Annotated in this window: 15 protein-coding genes; 12 read left to right on the forward strand and 3 right to left on the reverse strand. The window is 67.9% G+C overall.

Features of this window, described 5'->3' with window-relative positions; all coding sequences use genetic code 11:
- Nucleotides 1-98: hypothetical protein (locus ACE37J_RS20960; protein ID WP_409711254.1), on the forward strand; the 98-nt coding region annotated here is incomplete at its 5' end.
- 61 nt (nt 99-159) lie between these two features.
- Here the strand turns inward: ACE37J_RS20960 and ACE37J_RS20965 are convergent.
- Nucleotides 160-1,377: a serine hydrolase domain-containing protein gene (locus tag ACE37J_RS20965; protein WP_409715510.1), complete on the reverse strand. Its 1,218-nt coding sequence runs from the start codon at nt 1,375-1,377 to the stop codon at nt 160-162.
- A 267-nt stretch (nt 1,378-1,644) separates the two neighbouring features.
- Here ACE37J_RS20965 and ACE37J_RS20970 point away from each other — a divergent pair, with 267 nt between their 5' ends.
- The 5 genes from ACE37J_RS20970 (at nt 1,645) to ACE37J_RS20990 (ending at nt 6,662) form a co-directional block, all read left to right on the forward strand.
- The gene (locus ACE37J_RS20970) at nt 1,645-2,889 is read left to right on the forward strand and encodes a branched-chain amino acid ABC transporter substrate-binding protein (protein WP_409715513.1); all 1,245 of its coding nucleotides are present in this window, start codon (nt 1,645-1,647) and stop codon (nt 2,887-2,889) included.
- Nucleotides 2,890-2,961: 72 nt separating this feature from the next.
- On the forward strand, nt 2,962-3,918 hold the full coding sequence (locus ACE37J_RS20975; RefSeq protein ID WP_409715516.1) for a branched-chain amino acid ABC transporter permease: 957 nt from the start codon (nt 2,962-2,964) through the stop codon (nt 3,916-3,918).
- Nucleotides 3,915-5,204 carry a branched-chain amino acid ABC transporter permease gene (locus ACE37J_RS20980; RefSeq protein WP_409715519.1) on the forward strand — a complete coding sequence of 430 codons (1,290 nt, stop codon included), beginning with the start codon at nt 3,915-3,917 and terminating at the stop codon, nt 5,202-5,204. The genes ACE37J_RS20975 and ACE37J_RS20980 overlap by 4 nt, the downstream gene beginning before the upstream one ends.
- Nucleotides 5,201-5,959 carry an ABC transporter ATP-binding protein gene (locus tag ACE37J_RS20985; protein ID WP_409715522.1) on the forward strand — a complete coding sequence of 253 codons (759 nt, stop codon included), beginning with the start codon at nt 5,201-5,203 and terminating at the stop codon, nt 5,957-5,959. Before ACE37J_RS20980 ends, ACE37J_RS20985 begins: the two co-directional genes overlap by 4 nt.
- 1 nt (nt 5,960) lies before the next feature.
- Nucleotides 5,961-6,662: an ABC transporter ATP-binding protein gene (locus tag ACE37J_RS20990; RefSeq protein WP_409715525.1), complete on the forward strand. Its 702-nt coding sequence runs from the start codon at nt 5,961-5,963 to the stop codon at nt 6,660-6,662.
- A gap of 287 nt (nt 6,663-6,949) precedes the next feature.
- On the opposite strand, the gene ACE37J_RS20995 is transcribed toward ACE37J_RS20990, so the two are convergent.
- Nucleotides 6,950-9,337 carry a transketolase gene (locus ACE37J_RS20995; protein WP_409715528.1) on the reverse strand — a complete coding sequence of 796 codons (2,388 nt, stop codon included), beginning with the start codon at nt 9,335-9,337 and terminating at the stop codon, nt 6,950-6,952.
- Between the two features lie 139 nt (nt 9,338-9,476).
- Between ACE37J_RS20995 and ACE37J_RS21000 the strand changes: the two genes are divergently transcribed.
- Both ACE37J_RS21000 and ACE37J_RS21005 read left to right on the forward strand, forming a co-directional pair.
- Nucleotides 9,477-10,700, forward strand: a complete 1,224-nt coding sequence (locus tag ACE37J_RS21000) for an NAD(P)/FAD-dependent oxidoreductase (protein ID WP_409715531.1) — start codon at nt 9,477-9,479, stop codon at nt 10,698-10,700.
- Between the two features lie 20 nt (nt 10,701-10,720).
- The gene (locus ACE37J_RS21005) at nt 10,721-11,557 is read left to right on the forward strand and encodes an NAD-dependent epimerase/dehydratase family protein (protein ID WP_409715534.1); all 837 of its coding nucleotides are present in this window, start codon (nt 10,721-10,723) and stop codon (nt 11,555-11,557) included.
- A 20-nt stretch (nt 11,558-11,577) separates the two neighbouring features.
- On the opposite strand, the gene ACE37J_RS21010 is transcribed toward ACE37J_RS21005, so the two are convergent.
- Nucleotides 11,578-12,408, reverse strand: a complete 831-nt coding sequence (locus tag ACE37J_RS21010) for an IclR family transcriptional regulator (protein ID WP_409715537.1) — start codon at nt 12,406-12,408, stop codon at nt 11,578-11,580.
- Between the two features lie 202 nt (nt 12,409-12,610).
- Here ACE37J_RS21010 and bhcA point away from each other — a divergent pair, with 202 nt between their 5' ends.
- Genes bhcA through ACE37J_RS21030 form a run of 4 tightly spaced genes read left to right on the forward strand, consistent with a single transcriptional unit; the run spans nt 12,611 to nt 16,932 of the window.
- The gene (gene bhcA / locus ACE37J_RS21015) at nt 12,611-13,804 is read left to right on the forward strand and encodes an L-aspartate--glyoxylate aminotransferase BhcA (RefSeq protein WP_409715540.1); all 1,194 of its coding nucleotides are present in this window, start codon (nt 12,611-12,613) and stop codon (nt 13,802-13,804) included.
- Between the two features lies 1 nt (nt 13,805).
- Nucleotides 13,806-14,777 carry a beta-hydroxyaspartate dehydratase BhcB gene (gene bhcB, locus ACE37J_RS21020; protein WP_409715543.1) on the forward strand — a complete coding sequence of 324 codons (972 nt, stop codon included), beginning with the start codon at nt 13,806-13,808 and terminating at the stop codon, nt 14,775-14,777.
- 14 nt (nt 14,778-14,791) lie between these two features.
- Nucleotides 14,792-15,955: a 3-hydroxy-D-aspartate aldolase BhcC gene (gene bhcC, locus ACE37J_RS21025; RefSeq protein ID WP_409715547.1), complete on the forward strand. Its 1,164-nt coding sequence runs from the start codon at nt 14,792-14,794 to the stop codon at nt 15,953-15,955.
- Nucleotides 15,956-15,957: 2 nt separating this feature from the next.
- A complete protein-coding gene (locus ACE37J_RS21030) occupies nt 15,958-16,932 on the forward strand; it encodes an ornithine cyclodeaminase family protein (protein ID WP_409715550.1) in 975 nt (324 codons plus the stop codon).
- Nucleotides 16,933-16,988: the final 56 nt, after the last annotated feature.

The following is a 16,988-nucleotide window of genomic DNA, read 5'->3' on the forward strand; positions in this document are numbered from 1 at the left end:
TCATCGCCCCGATCGCGATGGAGGAGCGCCTCCGCTTCGCCATCCGCGAGGGCGGCCGCACCGTCGGCGCCGGCGTCGTCGGCACCATCATCGAGTAATCGCCGTACCGGCGATACGAAGGGCCGCCCTCCGGGGCGGCCCTTTTCGTTTGCGCCGGACTCAGGCGATGGCGGCGTGAACGAGCGCCTTCAGTTCCGGCCTCGCCGGATAGGCGGACGACGGCGTGAGCTGGGTCAGGAAGATCGCCGTCAGGTCGAGGACCGGATCGGTCCAGAACACGGTTGAGGCGATGCCGCCCCAGGAGAAGTCCCCGACGCTGCCCGGCGCATGGGAGAGCGCCGGGTCGAGCACGACCGACCCGCCAAGCCCGAAGCCGACCCCGGTCATCGCCGTCTCGGCGAAGCTCTTCGGGCCCATCGAGGCGATGTCTCCCGGCAGGTGATTCCGGCGCATGAAGGCGACGGTCGCCGGGGAGAGGAGCCGCGCGCCGTCATGCGCGCCGCCCTTCCGGATCATTTCCGCGAAGAGGAAATAGTCGTCGATGGTGGAGACGAGCCCGCCGCCGCCCGAAAGGCAGCGCGGCGCGCGCCATGCGGAGCCCTCCGCCGTCTCCACCACGCGCATAGCGCCGTCCTGCACGCGCGTAAGCGCGAGGCCTGCGCCTTCGGGGAGCGCCGTGTAGAGCGTTGCGAGCCTGTCCAGTTTCCGGTCCGGAACGGCGAAGCCGGTGTCCACCATGCCAAGCGGCTCGAAGATCTCCGATTCCAGCCATTCGTCGAGCGGCTTTCCGCCCACGGCCTCGATCACCCGCCCGAGCACGTCGGTTGCGTGAGAATATTCCCAGCGCGCGCCGGGCGCGAAGGCGAGCGGCAGGGCGGCGAGGCGTTTCGTCATCTCCGCGAGCGGAACGGGCGCGTTCGGCCCGAAATTGATCTCCGCCTTCGCATAGGCTTCCGAAAGCGGGCCGGGGTTGAAGCCGTAGGTGAGGCCGGACGTATGGGTGAGGAGATGGTGCAGCGTCGGAGGCGCGCAGGGTTCGGCTTCCTCAACGCTCTTCGCGCCGGGGCGGAGCGCGCGGGGCTCGGCGAATTCCGGCAGGAAGGCGGAGACCGGCGCGTCGAGATGGAAGAGGCCACGCTCCATCAGCATCAGGATTCCGACCGAGACGACGGGCTTCGTCATCGAATAGATGCGCGCCACCGTCTCCTCCCCGAAGGGTTTCTTCCCCGCGACGTCGCGAAAGCCCACCGAGGCGCGATGCGCGACCTTGCCGCCCTTTGCAAGAAGGAAGGTGGAGCCGGGGAAGCGGCCCATCTCCACATATCGGCGCATCCAGTCGTCGATGCGGGCGAGGCGGGGCTTGTCGAATGCGCTCATGATGGCTCCTCGTTCGGACTTGGCGGAGGATAGAGCGGCTTCGCGCAACGGCGCCAGACCCGGAGGCGCAGAGCGCCGCCTTTCCGCACCGGCGCCGGCTAAGATGCTGCAATGCAAAAAGGATATGCCGGGGCCCTGGCGAGAAATGCGCCTTGTGGACGTAGCGTAAGGCTTGACCTTCCGCGCCGATGTGCGACGCTCCGCCGCAATCTGGGCTCCAGAGGCAAGCGCGGCGAACCGCGCCGCGACAATTTGGGAGGACTGCGCATGAAACGGGCTTCGCGCCTTTCGCTCGGCGTCTTCGCCGCGCTTTCCATCGCCGCGTCGGCGGCTTCGGCTGAGGCGATCAAGATCGCCTTCATCGATCCGCTCTCCGGCCCCTTCGCCGCCACCGGCGTCAACGGCCTCCACCAGTACGAGTTCGCCGCCGAGGAGCTGGTGAACAAGGCGGGCGGCGTGCTCGGCGGCAAGACCTTCGAGATCGTGCCCTTCGATAACCAGACGAGTCCGAAGGAATCCCTGATCCAGCTCCAGGTCGCCATCGACCAGGGCATCCGGTTCGTCGTTCAGGGTAATTCCTCCGGCGTCGCCAACGCGATCACCGAGGCGGTGGACAAACACAACCGGCGCAATCCGGATAGCCGGGTGCTCTTCCTCAACTACTCCGCCGTCGACCCGGCGCTGACGAACGACAAGTGCAATTTCTGGCACTTCCGGTTCGACGCCCATGCCGACATCAAGATGGACGCGCTGACCGACGTGATCGCCGCCAATGACGCGATCAAGAAGGTCTATGTCATCGGGCAGGACTATTCCTTCGGGAAGGCGGTGGCCGCCGGCGCGACCTCGATGCTGGCGGAAAAGCGCCCGGACATCGAGATCGTCGGCAACGAGCTGCACCCGATCGGCAAGGTGAAGGACTTCACGCCCTATGCCCGCAAGATCGTGGCAGCCGGGACGGACGCCGTAATCACCGGCAACTGGGGCACGGACATGCTGGGCCTCGGCAAGGCGATCCTCGAGAACGGGTTCACCGGCCCGATCTACACCTACTACGCCGCGGCGGACGGCATCACCGCCGCCTTCGGCGCGGCGGGCGACGGCTCGCTCCGCCTCGTCTCAGAGGGCGCGATCAACCCGCCGGCCTCCGAGCGGATGAGCGCCTATGTCGAGGCCTTCAAGGCGAAGTATCCGGACGGCAACGTATCCCAGCCGCGCATCGCCAACACGGTGGAGATGCTCGCAAAGGCGATCGAGGCGGCGGGCACCGCGGATGATGTCGTCGCCGTCGGCAAGGCGCTCGAAGGCATGAAGCACGAATCGATCTGGGGCGGGGAGCTCTACATGCGCCCCGACGACCACCAGCTGATCCAGGACGTGCACATCTTCAAGCACACGAAGGACGGCGTCGTCTTCGACTACGACAATTCGGGCTATGGCCTCGTCGTCGAATCGACCGTGAAGAACGCCTCGGCGGACATTGCGACGACCTGCGAGATGGAGCGCCCGTAAGAGGCGCCGGGCGCCCGCCCTACCGGGGCGGGCGCTACCTTCAAGATGTTCCGGGCGGGGAGGCGCGGGCCGATGGACCTTGTTCTGGTCAATCTCATCGACGGGCTTGTGACGGGCCTTCTGCTCTTCATGCTGTCGAGCGGGCTGACGCTCATCTTCTCGATGATGGGCGTGCTGAATTTCGCCCATGCCAGCTTCTACATGCTCGGCGCCTATTTCGCCTATCAGATCTCGAAATCGGTCGGCTTCTGGCCGGGCCTCCTGATCGCGCCGCTGATCGTCGGCGTGCTCGGCGCGCTGGTGGAGCGCTACGGGCTCCGGCGGGTGCACAAATACGGCCATGTGCCGGAGCTGATCTTCACCTTCGGCCTCGCGCTGCTGATCGAGGAGATCGTGCAGTTCTTCTGGGGGCGCGCGCAGGTGCCCTTCCTTGCGCCGGAGGCGCTGAACTTCGCGCTCTTCTCGATCTCGGGCAATTCGATCCCGGCGTACAAGGTCTTCATGATCTTCATCTCGATGGCGATCTTCATCGGGCTTCTGCTCGTTCTGACGAAGAGCCGGGTGGGACTCATCATCCAGGCCGCGCTCTCTCATCCGCAGACTGTGGAAACGCTGGGCCATAACGTGCCGCTGATCTTCATGGGGGTCTTCGGCGTCGGCACCGCGCTCGCCGGGGTGGCGGGGGTGATCGCAGGGCCGGTGCTCGGCACCTTCCCCGGCATGGCGATCGTGCTCGGCTCCATCGTCTTCGTGACCATCGTCGTCGGCGGGCTCGGCTCGCTCTGGGGCGCGCTCGTCGCCTCGCTGCTGATCGGCTGGGTGACGACCTTCGCCGCCTCCTACAATGTCGGGATGATGGACGTGCTGATAGGGCTCGGCTTCACGCCGCCGGAAGATCTTTCTGAGAGCCTCTTTCGCGATCTCTGGTCGCTCACGCTGCCGCAGGTCGGCCCGATCCTGCCCTATCTCCTGATGGTGATGGTGCTTGTCTTCCGGCCCTACGGCCTTTTCGGGAAGCGCGACGTATGACTTCGCTCGACCAGACCCGCACGCGCGCCGCCGCCGGGGGCCTCAGCCTCGCCGCGCTCGCGCCATGGCTGATGGCGGCGCTGTTCCTCGCCGTCATGCCCTTCGTTTTCACGGACAACAGCGCCATCACGATCATGAACCAGATGGCGATCACGATCATCTTCGCGCTCGCCTACAACATGCTGTTGGGGCAGGGGGGCATGCTCTCCTTTGGCCATGCCGTCTACATGGGTCTCGGCGGGTTCATGTGCGTCCACATCATGAACTGGATGGAGGACGGCGGGATCTCCATGCCGCTGCCGCTCCTGCCGCTCTTTGGCGGCTTGTTCGGCCTCGGTTTCGCGATGCTGATCGGCTCCTTCTCCACGCGGAAGGCGGGGACGGTCTTCGCCATGATCTCGCTCGGCGTCGGCGAGCTGATCGCCGCCTGCTCCGTCATCGTGGTGGTGTTCTTCGGCGGGGAGGAGGGGGTGAGCGGGGACCGGACCTACGGCATTCCGGTCTTCGGCGTCGAATTCCTCCAGCAGATCGAGGTCTATTACCTGACCGCCTTCTGGCTGATGCTCTCCGCCGCGCTTATGTATCTCTTCTCCCGCACCCCTGTCGGCCGCATGGCCAATGCGGTGCGGGACAATCCGGAGCGGGCGGAGTTCCTCGGATATTCGCAGCGCTGGGTGCGCTATTATTCCTTCTGCGCCTCGGGCTTCTTCGCCGGGATCGCGGGCGGGCTCTTCGCCATCAACTACGAGATCCTGACGGAGGAGAACCTGAACCTCGCCACATCCGGCATGATCCTGCTCGTCACCTTCCTCGGCGGCGTCGGCTTCTTCTTCGGGCCGATCATCGGCGCCATCGTCTTCACGTTGCTGGCCACGGTGCTGAAGCTCCATACCGAGCTCTGGCAGCTCTATGTCGGCGCGATCTTCGTTGCGACGGTGATGTTCTTTCCCGGCGGGCTCGCCGGGCTCCTCGCCATGCATGTCGCGCCGTGGCGGCTGGGGAAGATGGGGCACCTTGTGAAGCCCTATCTCACGACGCTCCTTCCCGGCGTGATCGGCGGGCTCGGCCTCGCCGGGGTGACGGAGATGCTCTTCCATGCGCGGGAGGCCGCGGAGGGAGACGAGGCCATGGGGCTCTTCTTCATGGAGGTCTCCTCCCATTCGCCGGTCGCATGGGCGGCGGTCCTGGCGGTGACGGCCGCCGGCTTCTGGCTCGCGCGGCGCGGGGCGCCGGGGCTGAAGGCGGCGTGGGACGAGGCGAACACGGCGCCGCGGGGGCGGGCATGAGCGCGGCGCTGGAGCTCGAGGGCCTCCGCAAGTCCTTCGGCAAGACGGAGATCATCCGCGGGGTGGACCTTTCCATCGGACGGGCGGAGCGGCATGCGATCATCGGGCCGAACGGAGCGGGCAAGTCCACGCTCTTCAATCTCATCACGGGCCGCTTCCCGAAGACTTCGGGCGCGATCCGGCTGCACGGGAAGGACCTGACGGGCCTCGCGCCCTACGAGATCAACCGGCTCGGCCTTTCCCGCTCCTTCCAGATCACTAACATCTTCCCGAAGATGTCGGTCTTCGAGAATGTGCGCTGCGCGCTCCTCTGGGCGCAGGGGCATCGGTATTCCTTCTGGTCGCTCGTCTCCCGCAGCCGGGAATTGAACCAGGGGGCGGAGGAGATCCTCGAGCAGATCAACCTGACGGCGCGGCGGGACCTGCCGGCGGGCGTTCTCTCCTACGCCGAGCAGCGGGCGCTGGAGATCGGGATCACCATCGCCGGCGGCGCTGACGTCATCATGCTGGACGAGCCGACGGCGGGCATGAGCCATTCGGAGACGGATTACATCGTCAACCTCATCCGCGAGGTGACAAAGGGCAAGACGCTGGTGATGGTGGAGCACGACATGGGCGTGGTCTTCGGCCTTGCCGACCGCATCTCCGTGCTCGTCTACGGTGAGATCATCGCGACGGGAACGCCGGAGGCGGTGCGCGCCAATCCGAAGGTGCAGGAGGCCTATCTCGGCGCCGCCCTCGAAGCGGAGCATTGAGATGCTGAAGGTGACGGACCTCCACGCCTATTACGGCAAGAGCCACATCCTCCAGGGCGTGACCATGAACGTGGAGGAGGGGGAGATCGTCGCCCTGCTCGGGCGGAACGGCGTCGGCCGCTCGACCACCTGCAAGGCGGTGATGGGGGCGGTGGAGCCGGTCGGTTCGGTCCTGTTCAAGGGGCAGGAGATCGCGGGCAAGAAGCCCTTCGAGATCGCCAATCTCGGCCTTGGCTACGTGCCCGAGAACCGGGACATCTTCCCCGGCATGACGACGCGGCAGAACCTCGTCCTCGGCCTCAAGCCCGGGCAGAAGGATGGCGCGGGCCGCTGGTCGATGGAAGATATGTTCGCGCTCTTCTCCAACCTCCGGGAGCGGGCGGATGTGGAGGCGAGCGTGCTTTCGGGTGGGGAGCAGCAGATGCTCACCATGTGCCGCACGCTGATGGGCGACCCCGACTTCATCATGATCGACGAGCCGACCGAGGGCCTTTCCCCCCAGATGACGACGCGGGTGGGCGAGCTTCTGAAGGAGATCGCGCGCCGCGGCGTCGCCATCCTCCTCGTCGAGCAGAAGCTCTCCATCGCGCTCGACATCGCGCAGCGGGTCTATGTGATGGGCCACGGGCGGATGCAGTTCGAGGGGACGCCGACGGAGCTGAAAGGCCGGGCGGACGTGCGGAAGGAATGGCTGGAGGTGTGAGGCGCGGGGGGCGCCCGAGCGTGTGCACACAGTGAGCAGAGGGGTCAACCCTCTGGAATCATACGGCAATCAAAAATTTCGAAATTTTTTCGGCGACTGGAATCGGGGCGTAGAGGTGGGGTTTCCGCCTCCGGCTCGATCCGAGAAAGGGAGCGCCCGACCTATCCATCTTGCTTGCGGACCGGGCCCGGCAACGGGGGCCGCCTTTGGCCGCGTCGTTGGATTGTCGGCCGTCCTCTCGCCCCTCCCGGCGTGAGGGAGGATGCGCCGGAGCCCCGGTCTGCGCCTTAGCCCGCCTTCCGCGGGGCGAGGGCGGGTTCGGCGCCGGCGGTGAGGCCGGCGACGGATTCGGCCAGCGATTCCCGGTCTATCCGGAAATGGCGGCGGAGGTCCCCGATCGTGCCGGTCTGCCCGAAATGCTCGACCCCGTGCGGGATCGTCCGGTGCCCGGCGACGCCGCCGAGCCATGAGAGGGTGAGCGGGTGGCCGTCCACCACCGTCACCAGTGCGCAGCTCTTCGGCAGCGGCTCCAGCAGCGCCTCGACATGGCTCCGCGCGCCCTTCGCCCCGCGCGCCCGCGCGCGCTGCGCCGCCGTCCAGCCCGCGTTCAGCCGGTCCGCCGAGGTGACGGCGAGGACGCCGACATCGCGCCTGACCTCCCCGATCAGGCCCGCAGCCGCGACGGCCTCCTCCGCCACCACGCCCTGATAGGCGATGACCACGGCGGCGTTCGGCCCCGGCTCCCGCAGCCAGTAGGCGCCGTCGATCACGCCCTGCCGGAAGGCTTCGCCCCCGCGCCTCGCGGGCTGTTCGAGCGGCGCGGTCGTGAGGCGGAGATAGACGGAGCCGCCCGTCTCGTCCCGGAGCCAGGTCCGCTCGTCCGGGTCGCCCTCGCCATCCCTCTGCATGTAGTCGAAGGCCCATTCCATGATCACGGCCAGCTCGTCCGCGAACGCGGGCTCGAAGGCGGCGAGACCGTCCTGGCTCATGCCGATCAGGGGCTGGGCGACGGATTGATGCGCCCCGCCTTCGGGCGCGAGTGCGACGCCGGAGGGCGTGCCGACGATCATGAAGCGGGCGTCCTGATAGCAGGCGTAGTTGAGCGCATCGAGCCCGCGGCTCACGAACGGATCGTAGACCGTGCCGATGGGGATGAGCCGCCGCCCGAAGAGCGAATGGGAGAGGCCGGCGGCGGCGAGGAGCAGAAAGAGGTTCATCTCCGCGATGCCGAGCTCCACATGCTGGCCGGCGGGCGTGAACTCCCATTTCGCGAGGGAGGGGATGCGATGCTCGATGAAGGCGTCGGGCAGGGCGGCGCGGGCGAAGAGCTTCCGGCGGTTCACCCACGGGCCGAGGCTCGTCGTCCCCGTCACGTCCGGCGAGGTGGTGAGGATGCGGGCGGCGAGGGGGCTGTCGCCCCGCGCCAGCTGGTCGAGGATCTTGCCGAAGGCGGCCTGGGTGGAAATCTCCCGATCCTCCGGCGCGGCGATGCGCGGCGCGGGCAGGCGCGCGTCCGAGAGCCGCCGCGGGCCGGCGGCGAAGAAGGGGACGCGGGCGAGGAAGGCGCGGAAGCCCGCCTCATCCTCCACCCCCGCGAAGGGCTTCCATTCGGCGCCCTCGGGGACGCGCATGTGCGCCTGCCATTCCGCGAACTGCTTCGCCGTCATCAGCCCGCCGTGATTGTCCTTGTGGCCGGCGATAGGGGTGCCCCAGCCCTTGATCGTGTAGGCGAGAAAGCAGGTCGGCCGGTCATGCGTCACCGAGGCGAAGACCTCCGCCATGGTCGAGACGCAGTTGCCGCCGAGATTCTCCATCAGCGCGGCGAGTTCCGCGTCGGAGCGCCGCGCAATGAGGGCGGAGACCGGGCCCTGGTCGCCGAGATCGTCCATCAGCCGCGCGCGCCAGACGGCGCCGCCCCGGAAGGTGAGCGCGGCGTATTCGGCGTTCGGGCAGGCGTCGATCCAGCTCCGCAGCGCCTCGCCGCCCGGCTCCGCGAAGGCTGCGCGCTGGAGCGCGCCGTATTTCGCCTTCACCACATCCCAGCCGAAGGCGGAGAAGATGCGCTCGATCCGGTCGAAGAGCCCTTCCCGCACGATCCCGTCGAGCGACTGGCGGTTATAGTCGATGATCCACCAGCAGTTGCGGAGGTCGTTCTTCCAGCCTTCCTGGAGGACCTCGTAGACATTGCCCTCGTCGAGCTCGGCGTCTCCCGCCAGCGCGATCATCCGGCCGAAGGGCGCGCCTTCGCCCCACTCCTTCGCGGCGATGAAGTCCTGCACCAGCGAGGCGAGCGCCGTGATCCCGACGCCGAGGCCGACGGAGCCGGTGGAGAAATCCACGTCGTCCACGTCCTTCGTCCGGCTCGGATAGCTCTGCGCGCCGCCGAAGCCGCGGAACGCCTCCAGCTTCTCCCGGCTCTGGCTCCCCATCAGGTAGTGCATGGCGTGAAAGACAGGGGAGGCGTGCGGCTTCACCGCCACCCGGTCCTCCGGCCGGAGGGCGGAGAAATAGAGCGCCGTCATGATCGAGACGATGGAGGCGGAGGAGGCCTGGTGCCCGCCGATCTTGATCGCGTCCTCCTTCGGGCGGACATGGTTGGCGTGATGGATCATCCAGTGGGAGAGCCAGAGGAGGCGCTGCTCCACGGTCTTCAGATGGCGATGGTGTTCGGTCATGGCGGCTCCCGCTTCCGGCGCCTCAACGATGGCGGGCGGGGCGCGGCTGTCAATGCGCCGCCCTTGCCGCCGCCGCGCCGATATGGCGTTCTCCGGCCCGCGCCGGGCGATTCCGGCGCGAGGAGGAAAGATCAGCCCGATGCAGCTTCCCCCCGGCTTCGCCTCCGCGCCGAAGAAGAGCGCCTATGACGTGGTGATCGTGGGCGGCGCGATCATGGGCTCCGCCGCCGCCTGGTTCCTGACCGAGAATCCGGATTTCGACGGCTCGATCCTCGTTCTCGAACGGGCGCCGGATTACGCGGCCTGCTCGACGGCGCATACGAATTCCTGCATCCGGCAGCAATTCTCCACCGAGCTCAACATCCGGATCAGCCAGTTCACCGCAGATTACGTGAAGAACCTGCGGGAGCGGATGGGGGACGAGCGCATCCCGGACCTGCCCATCCGGAATTTCGGTTATCTCTACCTTGCGGATAATGAGGCCTTCGCCGCCCATCTCCGTGCGGCGCAGGCGATCCAGCTGGCCGTGGGGGCGGAGACGCGGCTGCTGACTGCGGAGGAGATCGCGGCGGCCTATCCGTTCTACAATGTCGATGACATTCTCCTCGGCTCGATCAACACGAAAGACGAAGGCTATTGGGACGGCGCGGCCGTCTTCGACTGGCTGCGCCGCCTCGCGCGGGAGCGGGGGGCGGAGTATGTGGCGGACGAGGTCGTCTCGATGAAGCTGAACGCCGCCGGAACGCGGGTCGGGAGCGTGCGGCTGGCGGGCGGGGCGGAGGTCGCTTGCGGGCATGTGGTCAACTGCTCGGGCCCGCGCGCGGCGCGGACGGCGCGGATGGCGGGGATCGACCTGCCGGTGGAGCCGCGGAAGCGGTATTCCTGGATCTTCAAGGCGGAGCGCCCGCTCGACCGCGACCTGCCGCTGACCATCGACCCTTCGGGCGTGCATGTGCGGGAGAACGGGGGCGGGACCTATCTCGCCGGCGGCCATCCGGAGCATGACCCGGCCGCGGAGCCGGACGATTTCACCATGGATCACGGTTTCTGGGAGGAGCACGCCTGGCCCATCATCGCCACGCGCATCCCGCAATTCGAGGCGGTGAAGGTGACGAGCGCCTGGATCGGGCATTACGCGATGAACGTGCTGGACCGGAACGCCATCGCCGGGCCGCATCCCGTGGTCGGCAACTTCCATTTCATGAACGGCTTCTCCGGCCACGGGCTCCAGCAGGCGCCGGCGATGGGGCGCGGGCTGGCGGAGTGGATCGCGTATGGCGAGTATCGCAGCCTCGATCTCTCGCCCTTCGGCTTCGGGCGGATCGCGGAAAACCGGCCGATCCCCGAAAGCGCGGTGATCTGACCCCAAGGGAAAGACGGACCATGAAACGCATCGTTCTCACCGGCGCCGCCGGGCGGCTCGGCTCCTGGCTTCGGGAGCCGCTGACGAAGCTCTGCGAGGAGCTTGTGTCTTCCGATATCGCGGAGGGACTCGGCGCGCTCTATCCGGGCGAGCGCTATGTGCGGGCCGATCTCGCGGACCTCGCGCAGATCGGGCCGCTGCTCGAAGGGGCGGAGATGGTCGTCCATTTCGGGGCGATCGGGGACGAGGCGCCGTTCGAGGAAATCCTCGGGCCGAACATCGTCGGCGCCTATAACATCTGGGAGGCGGCGCACCGGAACGGGGTGCGGCGCGTCGTCTATGCGAGTTCGATCCACGCCGTCGGGATGTATCCGAAGACCGAGCGGATCGGGACGGACGTTCCGCACCGGCCGGACACGTTCTACGGCCTCGCCAAGTGCTTCGCGGAGGATCTGGCGCGGATGTACTGGGAGAAGCGGGGGCTGGAGGCGGTGTGCCTCCGCATCCTTTCCTGCGCGCAGGTGACAGGGCCGCGCGCGCTCGGGACATGGCTGAGCTATGATGACCTCATCCATCTCGTCACGCGCGCGATCGATACGCCGGTGACGGGGTTCACGGTGATCTACGGCGTTTCGGACAATGACCGCGCGCCGGTGGACAATTCGGCGGCGCATTTCCTCGGCTATCGGCCGAAGGACAACGCGGAACGGTTCGCGGCGGAGATCCTCGCGGCTGCGCCAGCCTCGGACCCTTCCGACCCGGCGCAGTTCTGTCACGGCGGGCCCTTCGCTTCCGTGCCGCTCGGGGAGAGCGGGGTCGCGCGGATGAAGATCGTGGACGACCGGAAGGCGACCTGAGGCGGCCCGTCCTGCGCCGGTCAGCCCCCCCAGCCCGTCGCGGGCGGCGCGCCGCCGATGCGCTCCGTGATCGAAGCCGCGGCGCGGCGCACGACGGGGCCGAATTCCGCCGTCGCCTCGGGCGAGAGCCGGGCGGCGGGGCCGGAAATCGATACCCCGGCCACCGCCTCGCCATGATGGTTCCAGACCGGGGCGGCGACGCAGCGCATGCCGAGATACCGCTCCTCATCGTCGAGTGACCAGCCGCGGGCGCGGATTGACTCGAGATCGTCGAAGAGCGCCTGCGGGCTCGTCAGCGTCTTGGGCGTGAATTCGGGAAGGCCGGATTTCAGGAGGAGCCGCTCCGCCGCTGGCCGGCCCATCGCTGCGAGAAGCGCCTTGCCGATGCCGGAGGCGTGCATGTGCGCGCGCATCCCCGGCGCGAAGAAGGCGCGGACGGGCTGCGCCGTCTCCACCTGGCCGACGAAGACGACCTCGGGGCCGTCCGGCACGGCGAGATTGGCGGATTCGCCCGTCTGTTCGACAAGGGCGCGCATCGCCTCCCGCCCCGCCTCGGCGACGCGGGTCCGGCGGAGGAAGGCGGCGCCGGCGCGGAACGCCTCGACGCCGACGCTCCATTCCCCGGTCGGCTCGTCGAACTCGACATAGCGCGCGGCCTGAAGGGTCGTCAGCAGGCGATGGGCTGAGGAGGGCGGCACGCCGGCGCGGAGGGCGAGCTCCGTCAGCGTCGCCTTTTCGGATCGGGAGAGGAGTGAAAGGAGGGAGAGCGCCCGCTCCAGCGTCTGCACCGAGCCCGCCTCGCCCCCCGCTCCGCGGGGGCGCCCGCGCGTCTTCCGCATCGCGCCGTCCATGCCGTCTCCTTCCACATCGCCTCGCGTATCCGATAGGATATTTTTCCGAACTCGGAAAGTGCGAGTCTATGGAAATAATATATATTCATATTTTCAATGGCATAAAACATATTTTTCGATATTGGAAAATCATTCCAGAAAAATTGCAGATGCGCTCGAATCAGGGTATTTCCCATTGCAACAAGAACAAGGAGGACGCGCCATGAAGGGCCTGAATCCGGTCTTCATTCCCGGGCCGACCAACATCCCCGAGGCGCTGCGCCATGCGATGGCCGCGCCTACGATCGACCATCGCGGCCCCGCCTTCGCTGAGATGCTGCCGTCGCTCCTCGCCGATCTCCGGATCGTCTTCGGTGCGAAGAATGCGGGGATCGTCACCTTCCCCTCCAGCGGCTCCGGCGGCTGGGAAGCGGCGCTCGCCAACACGCTCTCGCCCGGCGACCGGGTGCTGGCGGCGCGGCACGGCATGTTCTCCCACAAGTGGATCGACATGTGCCGGCGCTTCGGCCTCGATGTCGAGGTGATCGACGCGCCCTGGGGCGAGGCGGCGCCGGCGGCGGAGATGGCCGCGCGGCTGGACGCCGACAAGGCGCGGAAGATCAAGGCCGTCCTCGTCACCCATAACGAGACGGCGACAGGCGTGACGAGCGATGTCGGCGCCGTCCGCGCCGCGCTCGATGCGGCGGAGCACCCCGCGCTCCTGCTGGTGGACGGGGTCAGCTCCATCGCCTCGATCCCGTTCAGGATGGACGAATGGGGCGTCGATGTCGCCGTCACCGGCTCGCAGAAGGGCTTCATGCTCGCGACCGGCCTCGCCATCGTCGCGGTCAGCGAGAAGGCGCAGGGCGCGATGGCGGAGGCGAAGCTGCCGCGCTGGTTCTTCGACTTCCGCGACATGCTGAAGGCGGGCGCCACCGGCTCCTACCCCTACACGCCGCCGACGCAGCTTTTCGCCGGGCTGCGCCTCTCCACGACGATGCTGCTGGAGGAGGGGCTCGACAATGTCTACGCCCGCCACCGCCGGATTGCGGACGGTGTGCGCGCCGCGATCGCGGCCTGGGGGATGCCGCTCTGCGCCGCGCGGCCGGAGATCGCCTCGGACACGGTGAGCGCGGTGATGACGCCGCCGGGCTTCGACGCAAACCGGCTGACGGCGCACGCCTTCAACGCCTATGACGTCTCCTTCGGCGTCGGGCTCGGCGATGTCGCCGGAAAGCTCTTCCGCATCGGGCATCTTGGCGCCATGACGGACGTGATGGCGCTTTCGGGCCTCGCCGCGGCGGAGATGGCGATGGCCGATCTTGGCCTCAAGGTCGAGCTCGGCTCCGGCGTCGCGGCGGCGCAGGCGCATTATCGGAAAGCGGCGGCGAAGCCTGCGGAAAGAAAGGCGGCGTGAGATGAGGGGAGAGGATGATATGGACCTGCCGGTCTGGGCCGATGTCGAGGCCGCGCATGAGCGCATCAGGCCTTACATCCACCGCACGCCGATCCTGACGAGCGAGACCTTCAACCGCATGGTCGGGGCCGAGCTCTTCTTCAAGTGCGAGAACTTCCAGAAGGCCGGCGCCTTCAAGGCGCGCGGCGCCTCCAACGCCGTGTTCGGCCTCTCCGACGAGGAGGCGAAGCGCGGCGTCGCCACGCATTCCTCCGGCAATCACGGGCTCTCGCTCTCCTACGCGGCAGGGCGGCGGGGCGTGCCCTGCACGGTGGTCATGCCGCGGACGGCGCCGGAGCCGAAGAAGGCCGCGGTGCGCGGCTATGGCGGGCGCGTGGTGGAATGCGAGCCCTCCACCTCCTCGCGGGAGGCGGTCTTCGCCGGGGTGCTGGAGGAGACGGGGGCGGAGTTCGTCCATCCCTACAACGACCCGCGGGTGATCGCGGGGCAGGGGACCTGCGCGAAGGAGATGTTCGAGGATCTTGGCGCGATGGACGCGCTGGTGGCCCCGATCGGCGGCGGGGGGATGATCTCCGGCTCCTGCCTCACGCTCTCGCATCTCTCGCCCAAGACGAAGATCTACGCGGCGGAGCCGACGGCGGCGGACGACGCTTACCAGAGCTTCAAGACGGGCGAGATCGTCGCCTATGACGCGCCGGTGACCATCGCGGACGGGCTCAAGGTGCCGCTCAAGGAGCGGACCTGGCATTTCGTGAAGACCTATGTGGAGGATGTGCTGCTCGCCGACGAGGAGGAGATCGTCGCCGCCATGCGCCTCACCTGGGAACGGATGAAGATCGTCATGGAGCCGTCCTGCGCCGTGCCGCTCGCCGCCATTCTCCGCAACAAGCATCTCTTCGCCGGCAAGCGCGTCGGCGTCGTCATCACCGGCGGCAATGTCGATCTCGACAAGCTGCCCTGGCTCAAGTCCTGACGGGAGGAACGATCATGAACGCCCCAACGACCTTTGAAGGCTACGAGGTCGGATACGACATTCCCGCGGTGCCGGGCATGGCCGAATCCGAAATCCAGACGCCCTGCCTCATCCTCGATCTCGACGCGCTGGAGCGGAACATCGCCAAGATGGGCCGCTTCGCGAAGGAGATGGGCGTGCGGCACCGCGTCCACGGCAAGATGCACAAGTCGGTCGACGTCGCGAAGCTGCAGGAGCGGCTCGGCGGCGCCTGCGGCGTCTGCTGCCAGAAGGTCTCGGAGGCCGAGGTCTTTGCCCGCGGCGGGATCAAGGACGTGCTTGTCTCCAACCAGGTGCGCGACCCCGCGAAGATCGACCGGCTCGCCCGCATCCCGAAGCTTGGCGCGCGGGCGATCTGCTGCGTCGACGACCTCGCCAACATCGCGGACCTCTCGGCGGCGGCGCAGAAGCACGGCACGACCATCGAATGCCTCGTCGAGATCGATTGCGGCGCCGGACGCTGCGGCGTGACGACGACGCCGGCGGTCGTGGCGCTCGCCAAGGCTATCGGGGCGGCGCCGGGGCTCAAGTTCTCCGGAATCCAGGCCTATCAGGGCGCGATGCAGCACATGGACAAGTATGAGGACCGGAAGGCGAAGATCGACATCGCGGTGGCGATGGTGAAGGACGCGGTCGATACGCTGAAGGCCGAGGGGATCGCGTGCGACATCGTCGGCGGCGGCGGCACCGGCTCCTATTACTTCGAGGGCAATTCCGGCGTCTATAACGAGCTCCAGTGCGGCTCCTACGCCTTCATGGACGCCGATTACGGCCGCATCCTCGACAGGGACGGCAAGCGGATCGACCAGGGCGAGTGGGAGAACGCGCTCTTCCTGCTCACCTCCGTCATGTCCCACGCCAAGGCGGAGAAGGCGATCTGCGATGCGGGGCTCAAGGCGCAGTCGGTGGACAGCGGGCTGCCGGTGATCTTCGGGCGGACGGACGTGAAGTACGTGAAGTGCTCGGACGAGCATGGCGTGATCGAGGACCCGCAGGGCGTGCTGAAGGTCAACGACAAGCTCCGCCTCGTCCCCGGCCATTGCGACCCGACCTGCAACGTCCATGACTGGTATGTCGGCGTGCGGGACGGCAAGGTGGAGACGGTCTGGCCCGTTTCCGCGCGCGGCAAGGCCTATTGAGCATGGCGCACGAGGTCGCCTTCGTTTCCGAGGAACTTTGCCGGAAGCTGGTGACGGAGGCGGACGCCTTCGCCGCCGTGGAGGCGACCTTCGCGGCCATGGCCGCGGAGCAGGCCCGGAACTTCCCCGTCGTCCGCGAGGCCGTGGCGCATGGCGCGCTCTACGGCTTCAAGGGCGGGATGGATGAGCCGGGCGGGCTCCTCGGCGTGAAGGCCGGGGGCTATTTCCCCGGCAACGCGGCGAAGGGGCTCATCAACCATCAGTCGGTCGTCGCGCTCTTCGAGCCGGAGACAGGGCGGCTCGCGGCGATCGTCGGCGGGAATTACCTCACCGGGGTGCGGACGGCGGCGGCGGCGGCCGTCTCCGTCCGGCATCTGGCGCGGGAGGATGCGAAGGTTCTTGGGATTCTCGGCGCCGGGCATCAGTCCCTCTTCCAGCTCCGGGCGGTCGCGGCCGCGCGTGGCTTCGAGCGGGTGATTGCGTGGAACCGCGACGAGGCGAAGCTCAAGCGCCTCGCGGATGCGGCGGCGGCGCTCGGGCTTCCTTTCGAGGCGGTGGAGCGGGCGCGGCTCGGCGCGGAAGCGGATGTGATCGTCACCATCGTCTCGGCGCATGAGGCCCTCATCATGGCCGAAGAGGTGAAGCCCGGCGCGCATCTCGCCTGCATGGGGACGGATACTGTCGGCAAGCAGGAGGTCGATCCCGCGCTTCTCGCCCGCGCCGAAGTCTTCGCTGAGGAGCCCTCGCAGAGCGTTACGATCGGGGAGGCGCAGCATGCCCTCCGGCTCGGGCTCATCGCGGCGGAGGCGGTCACGCCGGTGGGCGCCGTCATCAACGGCGCGCATCCGGGTCGGAGCGGGCCGGAGGCGGTGACGCTGTTCGACGGGTCGGGCGTCGGCCTGCAGGACCTTGCGGTCGCCTCGCTCGCGCTGAAACGGGCGAAGGAGGCCGGGCTTGCGGGCGCGGCGAGCCTTTGAGCCGGGCCATGGCGCTTCCGGCCCCGGACTTGATCCGGGCCCCCGCAGTTCCGGGC

It is taken from the genome of Pikeienuella sp., from assembly GCF_046290545.1.
Taxonomy (GTDB): Bacteria; Pseudomonadota; Alphaproteobacteria; order Rhodobacterales; family Rhodobacteraceae; genus Pikeienuella.

Coding starts and splice junctions, on each gene's coding strand:
- ACE37J_RS20965 (WP_409715510.1), bottom strand. CDS start 1,377: ATGAGCGCATTCGACAAGCCCCGCCTCGCCCGCATCGACGACTGGATG.
- ACE37J_RS20970 (WP_409715513.1), top strand. CDS start 1,645: ATGAAACGGGCTTCGCGCCTTTCGCTCGGCGTCTTCGCCGCGCTTTCC.
- ACE37J_RS20975 (WP_409715516.1), top strand. CDS start 2,962: ATGGACCTTGTTCTGGTCAATCTCATCGACGGGCTTGTGACGGGCCTT.
- ACE37J_RS20980 (WP_409715519.1), top strand. CDS start 3,915: ATGACTTCGCTCGACCAGACCCGCACGCGCGCCGCCGCCGGGGGCCTC.
- ACE37J_RS20985 (WP_409715522.1), top strand. CDS start 5,201: ATGAGCGCGGCGCTGGAGCTCGAGGGCCTCCGCAAGTCCTTCGGCAAG.
- ACE37J_RS20990 (WP_409715525.1), top strand. CDS start 5,961: ATGCTGAAGGTGACGGACCTCCACGCCTATTACGGCAAGAGCCACATC.
- ACE37J_RS20995 (WP_409715528.1), bottom strand. CDS start 9,337: ATGACCGAACACCATCGCCATCTGAAGACCGTGGAGCAGCGCCTCCTC.
- ACE37J_RS21000 (WP_409715531.1), top strand. CDS start 9,477: ATGCAGCTTCCCCCCGGCTTCGCCTCCGCGCCGAAGAAGAGCGCCTAT.
- ACE37J_RS21005 (WP_409715534.1), top strand. CDS start 10,721: ATGAAACGCATCGTTCTCACCGGCGCCGCCGGGCGGCTCGGCTCCTGG.
- ACE37J_RS21010 (WP_409715537.1), bottom strand. CDS start 12,408: ATGGACGGCGCGATGCGGAAGACGCGCGGGCGCCCCCGCGGAGCGGGG.
- bhcA (WP_409715540.1), top strand. CDS start 12,611: ATGAAGGGCCTGAATCCGGTCTTCATTCCCGGGCCGACCAACATCCCC.
- bhcB (WP_409715543.1), top strand. CDS start 13,806: ATGAGGGGAGAGGATGATATGGACCTGCCGGTCTGGGCCGATGTCGAG.
- bhcC (WP_409715547.1), top strand. CDS start 14,792: ATGAACGCCCCAACGACCTTTGAAGGCTACGAGGTCGGATACGACATT.
- ACE37J_RS21030 (WP_409715550.1), top strand. CDS start 15,958: ATGGCGCACGAGGTCGCCTTCGTTTCCGAGGAACTTTGCCGGAAGCTG.